Genomic DNA, 20,153 nt, shown 5'->3' with positions numbered 1-20,153 from the left:
GTACGAAACCTCCTCGAATTTTTAAGTATTTGTTTATTTAAGAATTAGCCGATAACAGCTAAAATGTCGCTTTCACGTAAGATTAAGTATTCAGTACCTTCATATTTCACTTCAGTACCTGCGTATTTTGAGAAGATAATGCGGTCGCCCTCTTTTACTTCTAAAGCAACGCGCTCTCCGCTTTCTAACACGCGACCTGAACCAGCTGCCACGATTTTGCCTTCTTGCGGCTTTTCTTTTGCAGAATCCGGTAACACAATTCCGCTGGCAGTTTTTTCTTCAGATTCTACGAGTTCAATGACAACGCGATCACCTAATGGCTTTAACAATGTAATAACCTCCTCAATAGTATGAATATGTAATTTTAGCACTCAGCACTAAAGAGTGCTAACACAATTCTTATAATAAAGAATCTCACTTCCAATTTCAAGTGATAAGATAAAAAATTTTTCACGCTTACATCATTCTTTTCAGCTCAGATATCCCTTGGCTTTTTCACCCCCGATTCAATTATGTTACAATAGCTGTAGACAAAAGAAACCCATTTAACAAAGGAGTACATACCATTTGAGAAAACAGTATTGGTTTATTATTTTGACATATATCATCATGCAGTTTTCAGCAGTAATCGGGATTCCCTTGTTATTTAAATTCGGTTATGCGGGAGGACAGCCCACAAAAGAAAATCTGCTGTACGCGCAGGGATTATGGTCCGTCATCAGTTTTATTGCCTGTCTGATTGTTGTTTTGCTCATTCTCAGAACTGTGCCTAAAACTACGCTGCGGAACGAAAAGAAAGACTCGGTCGGACTTTCGATCCTTTGGGCGATAGCCGGGTTTTTCATAGCCCTTTTCTCTCAAGGAATAGCCGGTTCTATTGAATATTATGTATTTGGCATCGGAAGAGAATCAGAAAATACAAAAGCCATCCTGGATGTGATTCAGGCAGTCCCGCTTATGATTATCGTTTCTTCTATCATCGGGCCTATATTAGAAGAAATCATCTTCAGAAAAATCATTTTCGGCGCGCTGTACGAAAAAACAAATTTCTTTATTGCCGGACTGATCAGCTCCATTATTTTCGGAATTGTTCACGCGGATTTAACGCACCTTCTGCTGTATACGGCAATGGGCTTTACCTTTGCATTTCTATATGCGAGAACCAAACGGATTTGGGTGCCGATTTTCGCCCATGTAATGATGAATACATTCGTCGTCATTATGCAGCTTGAGCCTGTTCAGAAATACCTTGAACAGCAAAGCACACAAATGCAATTGATTATTGGAGGATTATTTTCATGAGAAACCCGATAGTGTGGGGAATGATCTACTTTGCCGTAGGGTGCATCTTTACTTATCTCGCCGCAAGCTCGCCAGGCAGCATGTGGTCATTTTACTCCATCCTGCTGATGGTGTTCGCTGCATACAACATCAGCATTTCTTTTAAGATGTTCGCCTTTTCATTTAAAATAAAGAAGAACCAGAAATAAAGAAAATCCATTTCTCTCTATGAGAAATGGATTTTTTATGTTGGCTAAGAAGAAACGTCCTGATCGGCAGCACTGTTTTTCTGCGCTTTCCGATAGGCAGCCTTCGATATTAAAATACTGATTTCATACAAAATCAAGAGCGGAACAGTCACCATCATATGAGACAAAAGCTCAGGTGGTGTGATCAGAGCAGCAATCACAAGCAGCGTAAAGTACGCATACTTTCTGATTTTCGCTAAGAACATCGGTGTCACAATTCCAAGCCTTGTCAAAAACATAAGGATGACCGGCATTTGAAACAACAGTCCAAACGGAATCGTCAGCTGCAGAAGAAAATGAAAATATTCATTAATTCCAATCACCTGAGTGACATTCAAATCCTGAGATATCCGTTTCATAAAATCGACAACAAAAGGAAATAAAATATAATAGGAAAAAGATAAACCCGCTAAAAACAGCAAAATAGAGATCGGAATGTAGCTGAGCGTTACTTTGCGCTCCTTTTCATAGAGGCCCGGGCTCACAAAAGCCCAAAGCTGATAGAGAATAACCGGCGAAGTCAGGACAATCCCGATGATAAACGCAAACTGCATAAACACATAAAGCGGGTCTGTCAGATTAAACGCATTGAGCGTGAGCTCCTTCGCTTCATCCGTTTCTTGCAGATACACTATAATCGGCTTCGCTAAAAAAAATCCCGCGATAAAGAAAACGACAAACGCCAGCGCCACAACCAGCAATCGTTTTCGAAGCTCCGCAATATGCTCCAGCAGCGACATTTGATTCACTTTCATTTGTGTCATCCTAACTTACTGATTCTCTTTCTTTTTTTCCTCATCATCACTCGCTAATCCTTTAGTAGCGTTTTTGAATTCACGAAGTGTGTCTCCAGCCGCTTTTCCCAACTCAGGCAGCTTTTTGGGGCCAAAGATAATCAGAGCAACGATTGCGATAACAGCAAGGCTTCCAGGACCGATCGGCATATTTGGGCTCCTCCTTTCCGGTTACTCGATTTCCTCTAAAACAGAATAATGCTTCAAGAAATAAACCAGTGACTGAAGCTCTACAGCTAAATCTATATGATGAATTCGAATGTGTTCCGGCACATTCAAACGGGCCGGCGTAAAATTAAGAATACCCTTGATCCCTAACGCAACCAATCTGTCGGTAATCGATTGGGCCGCAACTGCGGGCACTGTCAAAATGGCAACTGATTCGCCTTTTACATGCTTTTCAAGATCATCGAGGTTAAAGACGGGCACACCGCCTACCTCAGTTCCTATTTTACTCTCATTTATATCAAAAGCCATAGAAATTTTTGTGTTATTATTTTTTGTGAAATTATAGTGAAGAAACGCTGTTCCTAAGTTTCCGACACCAATCAGGATAACGTCTGTCATTTCATCCTGATCCAGCGTTTTTCGGAAAAATGACAGCAAATAATCGACATTATATCCGTATCCTTTTTTGCCAAGAGCTCCAAAATAGGAAAAATCCCTGCGAATCGTGGCAGAATCAACCTTTACGGCATCGCTGAGTTCAGCGGATGATACACGCTGTTTTCCAGACGCATGCAGATTCTTTAAAAAGCGATAATAAAGCGGCAGCCGTTTTGCCGTCGCCTGCGGAATTTTTGATTGATCCTTATTCATTTTTGGTCCTCCAAATTATACTCGGATAGTTCTCTTTTAAAGTCACCGTTTTTCCCGCCTGTCTTTTCCAGCAAGCAGGTAGGACCGATGACCATCCCCTTATCAAGCGCCTTGCACATATCGTAAACAGTAAGGGCACACACCGATGCAGAAGTTAGCGCTTCCATTTCCACACCTGTACTCCCTTTCGTTTTGACCTGTGCTTTTATATGAAGTATAACTTCTGTTTCTTTTATTTTCCAGTCAAACGAAATATCGACCCCGCTCAAGGATAGCGGATGGCACATCGGGATGATATTTGATGTTTGTTTCGCAGCCATAATACCCGCCACCTGAGCGACAGCAAGTACATCTCCTTTGCCGATATCATGGCTTTTTATTTTCTCGTACACTTCACTCTTCATGTGTACGCTTGATACAGCCGCCGCAGTACGGACAGTCGAAGATTTTTCGCTGATATCCACCATCTGGGCTCTGCCCTGTTCATTAAAATGAGAAAATCCATTCATAGTAAAAACTCTCCTTAAACAGATCATACACTATTTTCTTCTCTATGTCTTATTCGGCCAATGTATTGTTTGCTGAGTTCTGGTTCATAAGCTACACTTAACTTATTATAGCAGAGGTGAAATAATATGATGATCTTACAAATTAATCAGCTTTCCAAATCATTTGGTGCTGATACTATTTTAAACAATATAAAGCTGGAAGTCAGAAACCGTGATCGCGTCGCAATTGTAGGAAGAAACGGCGCGGGGAAATCTACACTCCTTAAAATTATCGCAGGTCACCTTTCATATGAAAAGGGTGAAATGATCAAGCCGAAAGATATCACAATGGGCTATTTGGCCCAGCATACCGGCTTGGATTCTAAGCTTACCATAAAAGAAGAGCTGCTGACTGTTTTTGATCACTTAAAAGCAATGGAAAAAGAAATGCGAAACATAGAAGAAAAAATGGCGGCAGCTGACCCAAGTGAACTGGAAAGCATCATGAAAACCTACGACCGTCTTCAGCAGGAATTTAAAGATAAAGGCGGCTATCAGTATGAAGCAGATGTCAGATCTGTGCTGCACGGTCTCGGCTTCAGCCATTTTGACGATTCAACACAGGTGCAAAGCCTGAGCGGAGGTCAGAAAACAAGACTGGCCTTGGGTAAGCTTCTGTTAACACAGCCTGATCTTCTCATTCTAGATGAGCCGACCAACCATCTGGACATTGATACGCTGACATGGCTTGAACATTATTTACAAGGCTATTCAGGCGCGATTCTGATTGTTTCTCACGACCGCTACTTTTTGGACAAAGTGGTGAACCAGGTGTACGAGGTATCAAGATCAGAAAGCAAAAAGTATCACGGCAACTACAGCGCTTATCTAGACCAAAAAGCTGCCCAATATGAAAAGGATCTTAAGCTGTATGAAAAACAGCAGGATGAAATCGCCAAGCTGCAGGACTTTGTAGACCGAAATCTGGCGAGAGCCTCAACGACAAAAAGAGCACAAAGCCGCCGGAAACAGCTTGAACGGATGGACGTCATGTCAAAACCGCTCGGCGACGAAAAATCAGCAAATTTTCATTTCAATATTACAAAACAGAGCGGGAACGAGGTCCTGCGGGTTCAGGATCTGACCATAAGCTATGAAAACCAGCCTCCGCTTCTGACAGATGTGTCGTTTAGGCTTACAAGAGGAGAAAGCGCCGCTCTTGTAGGTCCCAACGGAATCGGAAAATCAACCCTGCTGAAAACATTAATAAACACATTGAAGCCGGATCAAGGAACAATAGCGTACGGTTCAAATGTCAGTGTCGGTTACTATGACCAGGAACAGGCTGAGCTGACTTCCTCTAAACGCGTCATTGATGAGCTGTGGGACGAGTATCCGGAGCTTCAAGAGAAAGAAATCAGAACGTGCCTCGGAAATTTCTTATTCTCCGGGGATGATGTGCTTAAACCCGTCCATTCCCTAAGCGGGGGCGAAAAAGCAAGAGTGGCCCTGGCAAAGCTGATGCTGCAAAAAGCTAACTTTCTCATTCTTGATGAGCCGACGAACCATCTAGACTTAGACAGCAAAGAAGTTCTCGAAAACGCCTTGATCGATTATCCAGGCACATTGTTATTTGTCTCACATGACAGATATTTTATTAACAGAATCGCAACAAGGGTATATGAGCTTTCTCCAAACCATATTGAAGAATATCTCGGAGATTACGATTATTATACAGAGAAAAAAACACAGCAGCTGGAATTGGAGAAAATGAAACAGCAAGAGGAAACTGAAAAAGCCACGGCTGCAATGAAATCCGACTCTAAACGTTCTTATGAGGAAGAAAAAGAATGGAAAAAGAAAGAACGACAACGACTCAGACGCATAGAAGAAATTGAAACGACAGTTCAAACCATAGAAGAAAAAATCAGTCACAATGATGAATTACTTTGTGATCCGGAAGTATATCAGGACCACGAAAAGGTACAAGCCATCCACGCTGACAACGAGAAACTCAATCAAGAATTGGAAAACCTATTATCAGAATGGGAAGAACTATCCACAGAAGAAGATTAAAAAAGTCAAGCACCTCTTTTTTAGAGGTGCTTTTTATCCACAGAAAATAGCCTTATAAGCAAACGAAGAAAGCGGTTTATACACAGTATCCACAAAATATTCTGAATTTATCCACTTTATTAACAGCCTCTCAACCCCTTTATCCATCTATATCTCTATAATTGCTCACAGATATGTGGATAAATTGAGAATTATCTGTTAATAACAATAAAAAAGCCTCACGCCATTATGTCGTGAGACCCTGGTAAGAAGTCAGTTCAAGACCAGGCTGGCCATTCATATCATATGATCCGCGAATCCCTTTTTCAAAAGCAATTGTACCGGCCGCAGCAATCATTGCAGCATTATCCGTACATAAGGATAGCGGAGGAATGATGAGCGCCGTCCCCTCATGCTGGGAAAATTCCTTCTGTAACGCAGCTCTGAGTCCTCTGTTTGCAGCTACTCCGCCGGCCAAAAGAACCTGTTTGACACCATATTCTTTTGCAGCGCGTGCCGTTTTTGTCACTAAGACATCAATGACGCTATTCTGAAAACTGGCAGAAAGATCTTCCGGCGCAATTTCCTGTCCTTTTTGAGCCGCGTTATGAAGCGTATTGATCACAGCTGATTTCAGCCCGCTGAAGCTGAAATTATAAGAGCCTTCTTCAAGCCATGCGCGAGGCAGAGGAATAGTGTCATTCCCTGATTCCGCAAGCTTGTCAATCTGCGGTCCGCCTGGATACGGGAGACCCATTGTTCTCGCCACTTTGTCATAAGCTTCCCCTGCTGCATCATCGAGTGTTTCCCCGATTACTTCAAATGAACCGTGTTCTTTCATATAAACCAATTCCGTATGGCCGCCGGAAACGACCAATGCAAGCGCTGGAAAAACAATCTCTTCTACTAAACGGTTTGCGTATATATGGCCCGCTATATGATGGACTCCAACTAACGGAATATGATGCGCAAAGCTCAATGCTTTAGCGGCGTTTACCCCGATTAGCAGTGCTCCCACCAATCCCGGGCCTTCAGTAACTGCAATCGCATCTATGTCACGATATGTCATGTCTGCTTTACGGAAAGCCTCTTCGATCACTAAAGTGATTTGCTCCACATGATGTCTTGATGCTATTTCCGGCACAACCCCTCCGAATCGTTTATGGCTTTCAATTTGAGAGGCCACAACGTTCGAGACGATTTCTGTTCCGTTTTTTACAATAGCTGCTGCCGTTTCATCGCAGCTCGTTTCGATTCCTAATATATAAAGATCTTTTTGCTCATTCATTTATCATCACCCACATAATTAACGCATCTTCCCCGTTATCAGTATAATAGTTCTTTCTTATTCCGCCGGGCTGCATCCCGAACTTTTTATATAAACTTTGAGCAGGGTGATTGGAAACCCTCACTTCAAGCGAAAGCCGCCTCGCCTCTTTTTCTTTACAAAGCTCGAGAGCTGAACGAAAAAGTGCTTCTCCTAAAGACTGGCCCCTATACTCTGGTTTAATCGCTATATTTGTGATTTGGGCGTCGTCCATCACAATCCAAATCCCGCAATAACCCGCGATACAATCGTCCTTTTCAATCACGAGATAGTGGGCATACGGATTTTCAAGCAATTCATGATAAAACGAATCCTTCGTCCAGGGAGACGTAAAGGAGGATGTTTCAATTTCGTATACGTGATCAACATCATCAAGCTGCATTTTTCTGACTGCTGCTTTTGTTTTCATCCTATCACCCTACTTTTGACTTTCAATCCATTTCGCTTCAGCTTCTGCAAGCCGCAAATAATCCGGCACAAGCCCGTGAATATCAGCAGCTTCCCTATCCGCACCCAAGTAAGCCAATTCTGAAGGGCGGGGATTATGCTGAACCGCAGACCCTATGATTCCTTTTGTTCCTAATACATCCAGTATCGTCTCCTTGTGTATGGATGTATCATTTCCTAAAAACAAAACAGGGCGATCTTTCTCTTTTAGCATCTCCAGCCACTCTGTCAGCATCACATTTTGATCCGGCACAGCCTGTTCTAAAAGCCCGTTTTTATATTCATAAAGACCTGTATACACCTGTCCGCGTCTCGCATCAAATATAGGGCTGATCAGACCGTCAAAGTGACGTCCATTTGCCGCGAGCGCTTCAAGACTTGAAACAGCAGAAATCGGAATGTTTAAAGACCAGGCAAGTGTTTTGGCAATGGTTACACCGATTCTCACCCCTGTGTACGAGCCAGGACCTTTTGCGACAACAATTTTAGAAAGATCCTGCGGGGTTGTATCACAATCATTCAGCAAAGAATGAACAGCAGGCATCGCTCTCACAGAGTGATTCTTTTTTAAATATGTCATGTATTCTGCTATGACAGTGTTGTCCCGAAGCAGCGCTATGCCTAAAGTATAATTCGATGTATCAATTGCTAATATTGTCATGTCTACTTATCTCCTCACAAAGCATTTCATACCGATTCCCCACAGCTGTAAAGGTGATCTCTCTTTCATCATCACCAGCTCTTTTAATGGCAATTTGCAGTCGCTCCTGCGGAAGCTGCTCTTCAATTAAATGTGCCCATTCCACTAAGCAGACACCTTGTCCATGAAAATATTCATCAAGTCCTAAGTCTTCACTCTCGTCTTCCATTCTGTATACATCCATATGATAAAGAGGAAGTGAACCATCGTTATATTCTTTTATGATCGTAAACGTCGGACTGTTTACAACACGTGTAATTCCGAGTCCTTCAGCAAAACCTTTTGTAAAGGTTGTTTTCCCAGTTCCTAAATCGCCCTCTAATGTCAGGACGTCCCCAGGCTTTGAAAACGATGCAGTCAGCTTAGCAATCGCTTTTGTTTCTTCAGGATTTACAGTTCTCCATTTTAATTGCTTCACACGAGTCACCCGTCTTATTTAAAATGATTATATCCTTTTTTCTCTAAAGTCATTGTTTCTTCATCTGTCTTTAATACGACATTGGATTCTGTCTTTTCACGGACACATCCAATCTTTTTAATTGGCAGTTGAAGTCTGCTGCACTCCTGCTGTAACACTTCCCAGTCTTCCTTTGAGATCGTCCCAGTCAGCTCAAAATCCTCTCCGCCAAACAAAGCCCATTCCTTCCATTGGGAATTTAACTTAGGCAAGTCCGGATGAACTGGAAGAAGGCTCTCGTCAATTTCTATTGAAACAGAGCTGGATTCAGCAATTTCATGCAATTCACTTGCCAATCCGTCACTAATATCATTAAGAGCCACACGCTGAGCGTTCGAGCATAGTCTGCCAACACTCACTCTTGGGTGAGGCCGTTTATGCCTATTGATAAAGTGATCTGTTTCAAATGATGTTTCCGGATGAGAGGACTCTTTTAGCAGCAATGAAAGTCCAGCGGCAGAAGAACCGATTTCACCAGTGACAAAGACAATATCATTCGGCTTTGCCAAACTGCGCAAACAGGCACGTCCCTTTTCAACTTCCCCAATCACAGTCACTGTGACGACTAGTTTATCGTTAGTAGAAACTGTATCACCGCCAATCAGGTCCATACAGTATAGTTTCGCCAGTTCATTCATTCCTTCATACATTTCCTTGATTTCTGATGCCGTCCATTTTGAAGGCACCGCAAGAGACACTAAATAAAACTTAGGAATACCTCCCATTGCGGCAATATCACTTATATTTATAGCCAACGCCTTATATCCAATGTCCTCCGGCGAAGAATAGCTCAATTTAAAATGCACGTCCTCTACCATTGTATCGACACAGACAATTTCCTGCACACCGTTTTTCGCTGTGTAAAGAGCCGCATCGTCTCCAATTCCTACATCAACGGAAGAATGGTGAATGGTTCGCGGAGTAATACTATTAATTAAATCAAACTCATCCATTAACCAAACCTCCTTTTGGTCTGATTATGTTTTATATGTACTGTATCTAGTGTATCGGATTATGGTGAAATATCCAAGATGTTGCCGATATAAAGAAAGCTTGGCTATCATACCAAGCAAAAGATGTAATAAAAGAAAACACAAAAAAAAACGAAAACATGATCGTTTCGTTTACAATAAATGGCGGTCCGGACGGGACTCGAACCCGCGACCTCCTGCGTGACAGGCAGGCATTCTAACCAACTGAACTACCGGACCATTTTAATTTGGTTGCGGGGGCAGGATTTGAACCTGCGACCTTCGGGTTATGAGCCCGACGAGCTACCGAACTGCTCCACCCCGCGACGATATAATTATGATAAAACTGCTTGGCGGCGTCCTACTCTCACAGGGGGAAACCCCCGACTACCATCGGCGCTGAAGAGCTTAACTTCCGTGTTCGGCATGGGAACGGGTGTGACCTCTTCGCTATCGCCACCAAACAATTGAGAGTGTTCTCTCAAAACTAGATAACAGGTGTGACATCATTAGAAATTAGGTTAAGTCCTCGATCGATTAGTATCTGTCAGCTCCATGTGTCGCCACACTTCCACCTCAGACCTATCAACCTGATCATCTTTCAGGGATCTTACTTCCTTGCGGAATGGGAAATCTCATCTTGAGGGGGGCTTCATGCTTAGATGCTTTCAGCACTTATCCCGTCCGCACATAGCTACCCAGCGATGCCCTTGGCAGAACAACTGGTACACCAGCGGTGCGTCCATCCCGGTCCTCTCGTACTAAGGACAGCTCCTCTCAAATTTCCTGCGCCCGCGACGGATAGGGACCGAACTGTCTCACGACGTTCTGAACCCAGCTCGCGTACCGCTTTAATGGGCGAACAGCCCAACCCTTGGGACCGACTACAGCCCCAGGATGCGATGAGCCGACATCGAGGTGCCAAACCTCCCCGTCGATGTGGACTCTTGGGGGAGATAAGCCTGTTATCCCCGGGGTAGCTTTTATCCGTTGAGCGATGGCCCTTCCATGCGGAACCACCGGATCACTAAGCCCGACTTTCGTCCCTGCTCGACTTGTAGGTCTCGCAGTCAAGCTCCCTTGTGCCTTTACACTCTGCGAATGATTTCCAACCATTCTGAGGGAACCTTTGGGCGCCTCCGTTACCTTTTAGGAGGCGACCGCCCCAGTCAAACTGCCCACCTGACACTGTCTCCCCGCCCGATAAGGGCGGCGGGTTAGAAGGTCAATACAGCCAGGGTAGTATCCCACCGATGCCTCCACCGAAGCTGGCGCTCCGGTTTCCAAGGCTCCTACCTATCCTGTACAAGCTGTACCAACATTCAATATCAGGCTGCAGTAAAGCTCCACGGGGTCTTTCCGTCCTGTCGCGGGTAACCTGCATCTTCACAGGTACTATAATTTCACCGAGTCTCTCGTTGAGACAGTGCCCAGATCGTTGCGCCTTTCGTGCGGGTCGGAACTTACCCGACAAGGAATTTCGCTACCTTAGGACCGTTATAGTTACGGCCGCCGTTTACTGGGGCTTCAATTCGCACCTTCGCTTACGCTAAGCGCTCCTCTTAACCTTCCAGCACCGGGCAGGCGTCAGCCCCTATACTTCGCCTTACGGCTTCGCAGAGACCTGTGTTTTTGCTAAACAGTCGCCTGGGCCTATTCACTGCGGCTCTCTCGGGCTTGCACCCTAACAGAGCACCCCTTCTCCCGAAGTTACGGGGTCATTTTGCCGAGTTCCTTAACGAGAGTTCTCTCGATCACCTTAGGATTCTCTCCTCGCCTACCTGTGTCGGTTTGCGGTACGGGCACCTCTCACCTCGCTAGAGGCTTTTCTTGGCAGTGTGGAATCAGGAACTTCGCTACTATATTTCGCTCGCCATCACAGCTCAGCCTTATGGGAAACGGATTTGCCTATTTCCCAGCCTAACTGCTTGGACGCGGATATCCAATACCGCGCTTACCCTATCCTCCTGCGTCCCCCCATTGCTCAAATGGTGAGGAGGTGGTACAGGAATATCAACCTGTTGTCCATCGCCTACGCCTTTCGGCCTCGGCTTAGGTCCCGACTAACCCTGAGCGGACGAGCCTTCCTCAGGAAACCTTAGGCATTCGGTGGAGGGGATTCTCACCCCTCTTTCGCTACTCATACCGGCATTCTCACTTCTAAGCGCTCCACCAGTCCTTCCGGTCTGGCTTCACAGCCCTTAGAACGCTCTCCTACCACTGTTCGAAGAACAGTCCGCAGCTTCGGTGATACGTTTAGCCCCGGTACATTTTCGGCGCAGAGTCACTCGACCAGTGAGCTATTACGCACTCTTTAAATGGTGGCTGCTTCTAAGCCAACATCCTGGTTGTCTAAGCAACTCCACATCCTTTTCCACTTAACGTATACTTTGGGACCTTAGCTGGCGGTCTGGGCTGTTTCCCTTTCGACTACGGATCTTATCACTCGCAGTCTGACTCCCAAGGATAAGTCATTGGCATTCGGAGTTTGACTGAATTCGGTAACCCGGTAGGGGCCCCTAGTCCAATCAGTGCTCTACCTCCAAGACTCTTACCTTGAGGCTAGCCCTAAAGCTATTTCGGAGAGAACCAGCTATCTCCAGGTTCGATTGGCATTTCACCCCTACCCACACCTCATCCCCGCACTTTTCAACGTGCGTGGGTTCGGGCCTCCATTCAGTGTTACCTGAACTTCACCCTGGACATGGGTAGATCACCTGGTTTCGGGTCTACGACCACGTACTCATGCGCCCTATTCAGACTCGCTTTCGCTGCGGCTCCGCATCTTCTGCTTAACCTTGCACGGGATCGTAACTCGCCGGTTCATTCTACAAAAGGCACGCCATCACCCGTTAACGGGCTCTGACTACTTGTAGGCACACGGTTTCAGGATCTCTTTCACTCCCCTTCCGGGGTGCTTTTCACCTTTCCCTCACGGTACTGGTTCACTATCGGTCACTAGGGAGTATTTAGCCTTGGGAGATGGTCCTCCCGGATTCCGACGGAATTTCACGTGTTCCGCCGTACTCAGGATCCACTCTGGAGAGAACGAAGTTTTGACTACAGGGCTGTTACCTCCTATGGCGGGCCTTTCCAGACCTCTTCATCTACCTCGTTCCTTTGTAACTCCGTATAGAGTGTCCTACAACCCCAAGAGGCAAGCCTCTTGGTTTGGGCTAATCCCGTTTCGCTCGCCGCTACTCAGGGAATCGCATTTGCTTTCTCTTCCTCCGGGTACTTAGATGTTTCAGTTCCCCGGGTCTGCCTTCTCATATCCTATGAATTCAGATATGGATACCACTCCATTACGAGTGGTGGGTTTCCCCATTCGGAAATCTCCGGATCAAAGCTTGCTTACAGCTCCCCGAAGCATATCGGTGTTCGTCCCGTCCTTCATCGGCTCCTAGTGCCAAGGCATCCACCGTGCGCCCTTTCTAACTTAACCGTTAAAAAGAATCACTATGTGATATCTTGTGTTACTAATTGAATGTGATGTCTACTGTTATCTAGTTTTCAAAGAACACGTTTCGAAGGAATGATCCTTCAAAACTAAACAAGACAGGGAACGTTCTGTTTATAAGACCCAAGGTCTTATATTCCGTAAATATCCTTAGAAAGGAGGTGATCCAGCCGCACCTTCCGATACGGCTACCTTGTTACGACTTCACCCCAATCATCTGTCCCACCTTCGGCGGCTGGCTCCATAAAGGTTACCTCACCGACTTCGGGTGTTACAAACTCTCGTGGTGTGACGGGCGGTGTGTACAAGGCCCGGGAACGTATTCACCGCGGCATGCTGATCCGCGATTACTAGCGATTCCAGCTTCACGCAGTCGAGTTGCAGACTGCGATCCGAACTGAGAACAGATTTGTGGGATTGGCTTAACCTCGCGGTTTCGCTGCCCTTTGTTCTGTCCATTGTAGCACGTGTGTAGCCCAGGTCATAAGGGGCATGATGATTTGACGTCATCCCCACCTTCCTCCGGTTTGTCACCGGCAGTCACCTTAGAGTGCCCAACTGAATGCTGGCAACTAAGATCAAGGGTTGCGCTCGTTGCGGGACTTAACCCAACATCTCACGACACGAGCTGACGACAACCATGCACCACCTGTCACTCTGCCCCCGAAGGGGACGTCCTATCTCTAGGATTGTCAGAGGATGTCAAGACCTGGTAAGGTTCTTCGCGTTGCTTCGAATTAAACCACATGCTCCACCGCTTGTGCGGGCCCCCGTCAATTCCTTTGAGTTTCAGTCTTGCGACCGTACTCCCCAGGCGGAGTGCTTAATGCGTTAGCTGCAGCACTAAGGGGCGGAAACCCCCTAACACTTAGCACTCATCGTTTACGGCGTGGACTACCAGGGTATCTAATCCTGTTCGCTCCCCACGCTTTCGCTCCTCAGCGTCAGTTACAGACCAGAGAGTCGCCTTCGCCACTGGTGTTCCTCCACATCTCTACGCATTTCACCGCTACACGTGGAATTCCACTCTCCTCTTCTGCACTCAAGTTCCCCAGTTTCCAATGACCCTCCCCGGTTGAGCCGGGGGCTTTCACATCAGACTTAAGGAACCGCCTGCGAGCCCTTTACGCCCAATAATTCCGGACAACGCTTGCCACCTACGTATTACCGCGGCTGCTGGCACGTAGTTAGCCGTGGCTTTCTGGTTAGGTACCGTCAAGGTACCGCCCTATTCGAACGGTACTTGTTCTTCCCTAACAACAGAGCTTTACGATCCGAAAACCTTCATCACTCACGCGGCGTTGCTCCGTCAGACTTTCGTCCATTGCGGAAGATTCCCTACTGCTGCCTCCCGTAGGAGTCTGGGCCGTGTCTCAGTCCCAGTGTGGCCGATCACCCTCTCAGGTCGGCTACGCATCGTTGCCTTGGTGAGCCGTTACCTCACCAACTAGCTAATGCGCCGCGGGTCCATCTGTAAGTGGTAGCCGAAGCCACCTTTTATGTTTGAACCATGCGGTTCAAACAAGCATCCGGTATTAGCCCCGGTTTCCCGGAGTTATCCCAGTCTTACAGGCAGGTTACCCACGTGTTACTCACCCGTCCGCCGCTAACATCAGGGAGCAAGCTCCCATCTGTCCGCTCGACTTGCATGTATTAGGCACGCCGCCAGCGTTCGTCCTGAGCCAGGATCAAACTCTCCGATAAATGGATCGCAGATTAAGTTCACCACATCCTGTGGCAACATCTGCGTGATCTGCATCGTGCAGACCTCAGTTTGACTGACTACGCACATCGCTGTGCGATTTATAATAAAACTTGAATTAACAGGTACGTTTTGTCTTGTTTAGTTTTCAAAGATCATTCAAGAAATAATGGAGCGGGTGATGAGAATCGAACTCACGACATCAGCTTGGAAGGCTGAGGTTTTACCACTAAACTACACCCGCATGTATATTATATTGGCGCGCCCGAGAGGAGTCGAACCCCTAACCTTTTGATCCGTAGTCAAACGCTCTATCCAATTGAGCTACGGGCGCTTATCGAGCGACTTAACTATCATACTATTAATTGATGTTAAAGTCAAGATGTTTTTTCGAATGTTTTTTCAAATCTTTTTGATTCGACTTTATCTATTATACACATTCTGAAGTGTTTGTAAACACCTTCGAAAAACTTTTTTGTTTTTCATTTTGTTCTGTGCTGTTCATCAGCGACGTTTAATAATATACCATGTGTTTTTTTATCGGTCAACACTTTTCTATGTTTTTGTTTCATTTTTCTCATTTTCTTTTCAGCTGTTGGTTAGTCCGTATAGTTTATCTGATTGTACAGATGATATAAAAAACAAAATAAATAAGAAAAGAGGCGTGTTATGTTTTACTACAAAGAAGAACTAATCAATATCATTAAACCCGATAAGCCAGATCCGGCCGCAGCTAAAGTACTGCAGGAAATATTAGGCGGACATTACGGAGAAATGCGTACAATGATGCAATATTTCTTTCAAAGCTCCAATTTCAGAGGAAAGCAGAAACAATATCGTGATTTGCTGCGCGGTATCTTCTTAGAAGAAATTGCCCATGTAGAGCTTGTGCAAAATACAATCAATGCTTTATTGGATGAATCAGGCGGTGCTGGAGTCGGCAGCCAGGGTATAGACCACGCCCCCCTTGATGAAGCAGTTAAACATGCTAACCCTCATCATTACATTATTGGCGCACAGAGTTCACTCCCGGTTGATGCGGGCGGCAATCCTTGGAACGCATCCTGGGTGTATAATCACGGAAACTTAATCACTGACCTGTTGGATAACTTGTTGCTTGAGTCTACTGGCGTTCTCCAAAAAACAAGAATTTATGAAATGAGCTCTAATCAGACGTTCCGGGAAACACTCGCTTTTCTTATTGTTCGTGACAATGCTCATCAAAATGCTTTCGCTAAAGCGCTTGAGACTTTGGGTGTTGACTGGGCTAAGCTTTTTCCAGTTCCGAATTACGACATTAATAAATATCCAGAGTGCAGAAAGTATGTTGAATTAGGCTACCATAATGTACAGTTTAATTTCAGATTAGATGAAACAAGAATTGCAGAGATCTTTCAAGGGAAATCTCCAAGCAGAAATGGCGGCGAGCTGCAAGTAACTGAACCTCCGGCTGGATTTCCTGTTCCGGTTCTTCCGCACATGCCGAATGAACATAGTCCCGGCTTAGGGGATATGAACGCCTGATGAGCAAAAGGTTCTCAAGGATATCCTTGAGAACCTTTTATTAATGTAAAACGTTTTTTATTCAACTATAGGTGTTAGCGTATCACCGTTCCATACTTCTCCCTTATTTAATGTCCAGCTATCATTGTAGAGAGCAGAAGCGCCTCTGTTCACAGCCGGGCTCCATTCATCATTCCAGGCCAGAAAATAAGTGGTTTTAGGGTATTTTTGTTTTATCGCACTCATAAACAGGCTGTAATCAAAGCTGCCGTTTGCTGTTTGCGGACCAACTTCTGTGAAGGCAAATGGTTTATTAAGTGCTGTCAGCTGGTCGTATCCGCTTATCGAATATGGATCTTGAAAGTATGCATCTAACCCAACTATATCTACGTATGAAGCTCCAGGGTAAAAATCTGTTTTAAAATCTCGATTAGCGTCGGGAGAGTAAACCCACAATAAATGATCCAATCCTCTTTCGTCAGTCATATAATGATAGATTTTGATGTAGAGCTGTTTATATAAGTAGATTCTTTCATCATCCTTTTGATTATATGACGTAAGACCCCACCAAAACCACTCGCCGTTCATCTCATGCAGCGGCCTGAACAGAACGGGCACGCCTTGCTTTTCCAGCTCTTGAAGTCCGTCAGCAATTTTGCTGAGCATGGCGTTCAGCCGCTTCCCCTCTGTTGTAGAAGAGTCTAACAGTTTTTTATACTGATCGTTGGTAATCGGTGTTTTATAGTGTCCTGACTGATAAGCAGGATTCGCTAGATGCAGACTGATCTGCGGAATCCCTCCGCTTTTCCAATACGAAATTAAATCACTGTTGCAGCTTACGTCTATAGAATCTTCAATGTTTGAGGTTTCAAGCCATCCCCTCGCGTAATCACAGCCGTAAATGGCAGGTGATTGTCCGGCTGAGCTTCGGATTCTTTCTGCTTCGGCCATGGAGAATGTGTCATGACTGTAAAAGCCAAACGCACCGGAAAGCACTCTGTTTTCAGAACGATTCGGCAGGTGAGCGAGCCAATTCATCAGATCTTTTGTTGTCTGCTGTGCTTTAGGATTAACAGGTGACACAGTATGTGCTTGGATCGGCTCAGCCAAAACGGCAGGCGCAAATAAAAATAAGATGAACAAACAGATGATAGGTTTCTTTAACACAGAAATTCCTCCGTTCTTATGAAGGATGAGATATGACCAGCTCGCAAGTTCCTTCTATTGAAAACTCGCCAAAATGGGCAGGCAAAATAAAGTGTGAGCCTTTATTGCATTCATACTGCACACCGTTGTTTTCTATTATCCCTGAGCCTTCGACAACACTGCATAGCAAATAGGTTTGAGGAGAAGGAAAAACCGGCTTGCCGCTGACATTCCATTTGTAAACTGAGAAATAATCTGACTGAACATAAGACGTAATCACGGCATCCTTCATTTCTTTCACCGCCGGTATTGGTTCAGAATCCGCATGCGGTATGTTTACGACTTCCATCGCTTTTTCTATATGGAGATCCCTTTTTTGGCCATGGTCATTACAGCGATCATAATCGTATACTCGATATGTGGTATCAGAATTTTGCTGAATTTCAAGGACGAGGGTGCCCTCACACAATGCATGCAGCGTGCCGCTTGGAACATAAAAGAAATCTCCTGGCTTTATGTTGATGCGCCTAAGCAGCCCGTTCCAGTCACCGCTTTCTATAAGCTGTTTGAATTCTTCCTTCGTGCTTGCGTGATGTCCCAAAATCAGTTCTGCCCCTTCTTTGCAATCAATAATATACCAGCACTCTGTTTTTCCGAGGTCTCCGTTTTCGTGCACAATGGCATAATGATCATCAGGATGCACTTGTACAGAGAGGTCCATGTTGGCATCAAGTACTTTCACCAGTAATGGAAACACGCTTCTTTGAGGAAAGCCGAAAAACTCCGGGCATTCTTTCCACACTTGATCTAGGGTTTTTCCTGCCAACCGGCCATTTTGAACAGTCGATGATCCATTGGCATGGGCCGAGACAGCCCAGCATTCACCAGTTTTTTCTGAAGGGATGCTATAGCCGAATCTATCACGAAGCGCTGTGCCGCCCCATATCCTTTCTTTAAAAATCGGCTCTAAAAATAAAGGATGCTTCATGATGGAACCTCCCCAGATGCTTCTTCTGCTTTTAATGCCTGATCGGCTAAAACAAACGTTCCGATGATTCCGGCATTTCTGCCTAAATGGGGAGCTACAATATACTCATTTATACTTTCTGATAATTCAGAAAAATTAAAGTAGCTGTTCATTATTTTAGGGACATATTGATATATATAAGGGAACAGCTGACTCTGATTCATGACGCCGCCGCCAAGAATCATTTTTTTTGGTGCCAGGATGAGGATATATTGTGCCAGCGCCTGCGCAATGTAATATCCTTCAAGTTCCCAGACCTCATTAACATGTGATAAATCTGCGGCCTTTTTTCCCCATCGTGACTCTATAGCAGGACCGGAAGCCAGACCTTCGAAGCAATCCTTATGATAAGGGCACTTTCCTTGATACGTGTCATCCGGATGGCGGCGAATATAGATATGGCCCATTTCAGGATGTGATAATCCTTGCAGAAGCCGCCCTTCTATAATCGCGCCTGCACCAATGCCAGTGCCGACCGTGATATATAAGCAGCTGTCGAAGTCTTTAGCTGCGCCGAAAAGAGATTCACCGAGCGCCGCAGCGTTTACATCCGTACTGAATCCGACAGGAATATTCATTTCTTCTTTTATTGTTTTCAAGAATGGATAGTGCCTCCAGCCTGGTTTAGGCGTGGCAGTAATGGTTCCATATGTTTTACTGTTTACATCTAAATCAACGGGACCAAAGGAGCCGATGCCGATTGCCTGTAGCGAGAATTGGCGAAAATATTGAATGACTTTCTCTATCGTTTCATCCGGCATCGCTGTTGGTATCTCTATTCTGTCAATGATCGTTCCATCTTCTGTTCCGACGGCACATACAAATTTTGTGCCGCCTGCTTCAATACCGCCAAGCATGCAGATGGCCTCCTTGTTATCTCCGCGATCAGCGCCTTACATTTACCGAAGTGACGACAAATTTGTCATGCCGATGACGTGAAAAGGAATATTCAAATGGAATACCGTTATCTAAAAAGCCCACGTGCTCAACTTCAAGAATGGGATCATCCTGTTTGCAGCCCAGATGCTGCTGATCCATCTCATCAGATTTACAGGCTCTGATTTTCCGGTGCGTTCCGGCAATCTTTAGCTGAAGCCCGTTTGTAATGTGTTCATAAATAGAGTGGTGCAGCACCTCATCATTAATACCGGGTATTAAGTGTGTCGGCATATATGTTTTTTCCAATACATATGGCTCGCCTTCCACAATCCGCAGCCGTACAACATAATAAACCGGCGTTTTCTGATCAATTGATAAATGGGCAGCCACTTCCTCAGTGGGAAATTGCACCTCGAACTGAATGACCTTGCTTTTGATTTTTTTGTCTTTTAACAAATTGGTCAGTCCGAGGATTTCATTGCTGACGACATGGACATGTTCATCCTGTATCGCAGATTGGATGATAAAGGTTCCGTGACCGCGTTTTCTGAATAACAGTCCTTCAGCAACTAAATTATCTAGAGCTCTTTTCATCGTCATGCGGCTTGAATTGAACTCTTTTGCAAGAGATACTTCATCGGGAATCGGCTGATCGATGGGATATACATTATTTTTGATTCGTTTTCTCATTTCATTTGCAATGATTTCGTATTTATTCATTGGTATCCTCCGGCAGCTGTAAAAGTAAAAATTTTGATATCGAATAAACTTCTTTACGGATATCATAAGTTCTTTTCCCTGTTTCATCAATGTTATGGCTATTTGTTGTTTCTGTTAGGAATTTTGACC

The 20,153-nt window shown here is 45.0% G+C and carries 18 protein-coding genes, 4 tRNA genes and 3 rRNA genes; 4 read left to right on the top strand and 21 right to left on the bottom strand.

Annotated features, from left to right (window positions below; all coding sequences use genetic code 11):
• Positions 1 to 44: 44 nt before the first annotated feature.
• Complete coding sequence (groES, locus tag NYE43_RS03345) at positions 45 to 329, bottom strand: co-chaperone GroES (protein ID WP_003155970.1); 285 nt, start codon at positions 327 to 329, stop codon at positions 45 to 47.
• Between the two features lie 238 nt (positions 330 to 567).
• Here groES and NYE43_RS03340 point away from each other — a divergent pair, with 238 nt between their 5' ends.
• Both NYE43_RS03340 and NYE43_RS03335 read left to right on the top strand, forming a co-directional pair.
• Positions 568 to 1,302 (top strand): CPBP family intramembrane glutamic endopeptidase, encoded by a 735-nt coding sequence (locus NYE43_RS03340; RefSeq protein WP_024120411.1) that lies wholly within the window; start codon positions 568 to 570, stop codon positions 1,300 to 1,302.
• Positions 1,299 to 1,490: a DUF4305 domain-containing protein gene (locus NYE43_RS03335; RefSeq protein ID WP_024120410.1), complete on the top strand. Its 192-nt coding sequence runs from the start codon at positions 1,299 to 1,301 to the stop codon at positions 1,488 to 1,490. The genes NYE43_RS03340 and NYE43_RS03335 overlap by 4 nt, the downstream gene beginning before the upstream one ends.
• A 44-nt stretch (positions 1,491 to 1,534) precedes the next feature.
• On the opposite strand, the gene tatC is transcribed toward NYE43_RS03335, so the two are convergent.
• The 4 genes from tatC to moaC are packed head-to-tail and all read right to left on the bottom strand — an operon-like array spanning position 1,535 to position 3,651.
• A complete protein-coding gene (gene tatC / locus NYE43_RS03330) occupies positions 1,535 to 2,293 on the bottom strand; it encodes a twin-arginine translocase subunit TatC (protein WP_081638244.1) in 759 nt (252 codons plus the stop codon).
• A 6-nt stretch (positions 2,294 to 2,299) separates the two neighbouring features.
• Positions 2,300 to 2,473, bottom strand: coding sequence for a sec-independent protein translocase protein TatAY (gene tatAY / locus NYE43_RS03325; RefSeq protein WP_010333210.1), 174 nt, complete (start codon positions 2,471 to 2,473; stop codon positions 2,300 to 2,302).
• Between the two features lie 21 nt (positions 2,474 to 2,494).
• Positions 2,495 to 3,142 (bottom strand): redox-sensing transcriptional repressor Rex, encoded by a 648-nt coding sequence (locus tag NYE43_RS03320; RefSeq protein WP_010333209.1) that lies wholly within the window; start codon positions 3,140 to 3,142, stop codon positions 2,495 to 2,497.
• Positions 3,139 to 3,651, bottom strand: a complete 513-nt coding sequence (gene moaC, locus NYE43_RS03315; RefSeq protein ID WP_010333208.1) for a cyclic pyranopterin monophosphate synthase MoaC — start codon at positions 3,649 to 3,651, stop codon at positions 3,139 to 3,141. The genes NYE43_RS03320 and moaC overlap by 4 nt, the downstream gene beginning before the upstream one ends.
• 126 nt (positions 3,652 to 3,777) lie before the next feature.
• Here moaC and NYE43_RS03310 point away from each other — a divergent pair, with 126 nt between their 5' ends.
• Positions 3,778 to 5,706: an ABC-F family ATP-binding cassette domain-containing protein gene (locus NYE43_RS03310; protein WP_024120408.1), complete on the top strand. Its 1,929-nt coding sequence runs from the start codon at positions 3,778 to 3,780 to the stop codon at positions 5,704 to 5,706.
• A 226-nt stretch (positions 5,707 to 5,932) separates the two neighbouring features.
• Here NYE43_RS03310 and tsaD read toward each other — a convergent pair whose 3' ends face one another.
• The 12 genes from tsaD to NYE43_RS03250 all read right to left on the bottom strand — a co-directional run bounded on the left by tsaD (position 5,933) and on the right by NYE43_RS03250 (position 15,083).
• Positions 5,933 to 6,973: a tRNA (adenosine(37)-N6)-threonylcarbamoyltransferase complex transferase subunit TsaD gene (tsaD, locus tag NYE43_RS03305; protein WP_059335927.1), complete on the bottom strand. Its 1,041-nt coding sequence runs from the start codon at positions 6,971 to 6,973 to the stop codon at positions 5,933 to 5,935.
• Positions 6,966 to 7,421, bottom strand: coding sequence for a ribosomal protein S18-alanine N-acetyltransferase (gene rimI, locus NYE43_RS03300; RefSeq protein WP_095714313.1), 456 nt, complete (start codon positions 7,419 to 7,421; stop codon positions 6,966 to 6,968). The genes tsaD and rimI overlap by 8 nt, the downstream gene beginning before the upstream one ends.
• A gap of 9 nt (positions 7,422 to 7,430) precedes the next feature.
• A complete protein-coding gene (gene tsaB, locus NYE43_RS03295) occupies positions 7,431 to 8,120 on the bottom strand; it encodes a tRNA (adenosine(37)-N6)-threonylcarbamoyltransferase complex dimerization subunit type 1 TsaB (RefSeq protein WP_095714312.1) in 690 nt (229 codons plus the stop codon).
• Positions 8,101 to 8,577, bottom strand: a complete 477-nt coding sequence (gene tsaE / locus NYE43_RS03290) for a tRNA (adenosine(37)-N6)-threonylcarbamoyltransferase complex ATPase subunit type 1 TsaE (RefSeq protein ID WP_095714311.1) — start codon at positions 8,575 to 8,577, stop codon at positions 8,101 to 8,103. Before tsaE ends, tsaB begins: the two co-directional genes overlap by 20 nt.
• Before the next feature lie 14 nt (positions 8,578 to 8,591).
• Positions 8,592 to 9,569, bottom strand: coding sequence for a thiamine-phosphate kinase (gene thiL / locus NYE43_RS03285; RefSeq protein ID WP_198097604.1), 978 nt, complete (start codon positions 9,567 to 9,569; stop codon positions 8,592 to 8,594).
• A 181-nt stretch (positions 9,570 to 9,750) separates the two neighbouring features.
• Positions 9,751 to 9,827 (bottom strand) — tRNA-Asp (locus tag NYE43_RS03280).
• A 9-nt stretch (positions 9,828 to 9,836) separates the two neighbouring features.
• Positions 9,837 to 9,913: transfer RNA gene (locus tag NYE43_RS03275), tRNA-Met, on the bottom strand.
• Between the two features lie 22 nt (positions 9,914 to 9,935).
• Positions 9,936 to 10,051 (bottom strand): 5S ribosomal RNA (gene rrf / locus NYE43_RS03270).
• 53 nt (positions 10,052 to 10,104) lie between these two features.
• Positions 10,105 to 13,032, bottom strand: a 23S ribosomal RNA gene (locus NYE43_RS03265).
• A gap of 169 nt (positions 13,033 to 13,201) precedes the next feature.
• Positions 13,202 to 14,751: ribosomal RNA gene (locus NYE43_RS03260) — 16S ribosomal RNA — on the bottom strand.
• Together the 16S, 23S and 5S rRNA genes with 4 tRNA genes alongside form the textbook arrangement of a ribosomal RNA operon.
• Positions 14,752 to 14,919: 168 nt before the next feature.
• Positions 14,920 to 14,993: transfer RNA gene (locus NYE43_RS03255), tRNA-Gly, on the bottom strand.
• Positions 14,994 to 15,006: 13 nt separating this feature from the next.
• Positions 15,007 to 15,083 (bottom strand) — tRNA-Arg (locus NYE43_RS03250).
• Between the two features lie 335 nt (positions 15,084 to 15,418).
• On the opposite strand from NYE43_RS03250, the gene NYE43_RS03245 reads away from it, so the two are divergent.
• Positions 15,419 to 16,273, top strand: coding sequence for a manganese catalase family protein (locus NYE43_RS03245; protein WP_216394940.1), 855 nt, complete (start codon positions 15,419 to 15,421; stop codon positions 16,271 to 16,273).
• Between the two features lie 57 nt (positions 16,274 to 16,330).
• Here the strand turns inward: NYE43_RS03245 and NYE43_RS03240 are convergent, their stop codons facing one another.
• Genes NYE43_RS03240 through gmuR form a run of 4 tightly spaced genes read right to left on the bottom strand, consistent with a single transcriptional unit; the run spans position 16,331 to position 20,024 of the window.
• A complete protein-coding gene (locus tag NYE43_RS03240) occupies positions 16,331 to 17,419 on the bottom strand; it encodes a glycoside hydrolase family 26 protein (protein ID WP_341060865.1) in 1,089 nt (362 codons plus the stop codon).
• A 16-nt stretch (positions 17,420 to 17,435) separates the two neighbouring features.
• Positions 17,436 to 18,386, bottom strand: coding sequence for a mannose-6-phosphate isomerase, class I (gene manA, locus NYE43_RS03235; protein ID WP_216394941.1), 951 nt, complete (start codon positions 18,384 to 18,386; stop codon positions 17,436 to 17,438).
• A complete protein-coding gene (locus tag NYE43_RS03230; protein WP_216394942.1) occupies positions 18,383 to 19,282 on the bottom strand; it encodes an ROK family protein in 900 nt (299 codons plus the stop codon). Before NYE43_RS03230 ends, manA begins: the two co-directional genes overlap by 4 nt.
• 28 nt (positions 19,283 to 19,310) lie before the next feature.
• Entirely contained in the window at positions 19,311 to 20,024 is a 714-nt protein-coding gene (gmuR, locus tag NYE43_RS03225) for a transcriptional regulator GmuR (RefSeq protein ID WP_024120398.1), read from the bottom strand.
• Between the last annotated feature and the right edge of the window lie 129 nt (positions 20,025 to 20,153).

This window comes from Bacillus sp. FSL R5-0434 (assembly GCF_038004745.1).
Lineage (GTDB): Bacteria > Bacillota > Bacilli > Bacillales > Bacillaceae > Bacillus > Bacillus halotolerans.
Note: the sequence above shows the minus strand (reverse complement) of the source record. Positions and strands in the feature narration are given on the sequence as shown.

What these genes read in the sequence shown, in the direction of transcription:
- NYE43_RS03310 (WP_024120408.1), top strand. Translation starts at nt 3,778, where the DNA reads ATGATGATCTTACAAATTAATCAGCTTTCCAAATCATTTGGTGCTGAT.
- rimI (WP_095714313.1), bottom strand. Translation starts at nt 7,421, where the DNA reads ATGAAAACAAAAGCAGCAGTCAGAAAAATGCAGCTTGATGATGTTGAT.
- tsaD (WP_059335927.1), bottom strand. Translation starts at nt 6,973, where the DNA reads ATGAATGAGCAAAAAGATCTTTATATATTAGGAATCGAAACGAGCTGC.
- manA (WP_216394941.1), bottom strand. Translation starts at nt 18,386, where the DNA reads ATGAAGCATCCTTTATTTTTAGAGCCGATTTTTAAAGAAAGGATATGG.
- thiL (WP_198097604.1), bottom strand. Translation starts at nt 9,569, where the DNA reads ATGGATGAGTTTGATTTAATTAATAGTATTACTCCGCGAACCATTCAC.
- tsaB (WP_095714312.1), bottom strand. Translation starts at nt 8,120, where the DNA reads ATGACAATATTAGCAATTGATACATCGAATTATACTTTAGGCATAGCG.
- NYE43_RS03335 (WP_024120410.1), top strand. Translation starts at nt 1,299, where the DNA reads ATGAGAAACCCGATAGTGTGGGGAATGATCTACTTTGCCGTAGGGTGC.
- moaC (WP_010333208.1), bottom strand. Translation starts at nt 3,651, where the DNA reads ATGAATGGATTTTCTCATTTTAATGAACAGGGCAGAGCCCAGATGGTG.
- NYE43_RS03230 (WP_216394942.1), bottom strand. Translation starts at nt 19,282, where the DNA reads ATGCTTGGCGGTATTGAAGCAGGCGGCACAAAATTTGTATGTGCCGTC.
- tatAY (WP_010333210.1), bottom strand. Translation starts at nt 2,473, where the DNA reads ATGCCGATCGGTCCTGGAAGCCTTGCTGTTATCGCAATCGTTGCTCTG.
- NYE43_RS03245 (WP_216394940.1), top strand. Translation starts at nt 15,419, where the DNA reads ATGTTTTACTACAAAGAAGAACTAATCAATATCATTAAACCCGATAAG.
- NYE43_RS03320 (WP_010333209.1), bottom strand. Translation starts at nt 3,142, where the DNA reads ATGAATAAGGATCAATCAAAAATTCCGCAGGCGACGGCAAAACGGCTG.
- tatC (WP_081638244.1), bottom strand. Translation starts at nt 2,293, where the DNA reads ATGACACAAATGAAAGTGAATCAAATGTCGCTGCTGGAGCATATTGCG.
- gmuR (WP_024120398.1), bottom strand. Translation starts at nt 20,024, where the DNA reads ATGAATAAATACGAAATCATTGCAAATGAAATGAGAAAACGAATCAAA.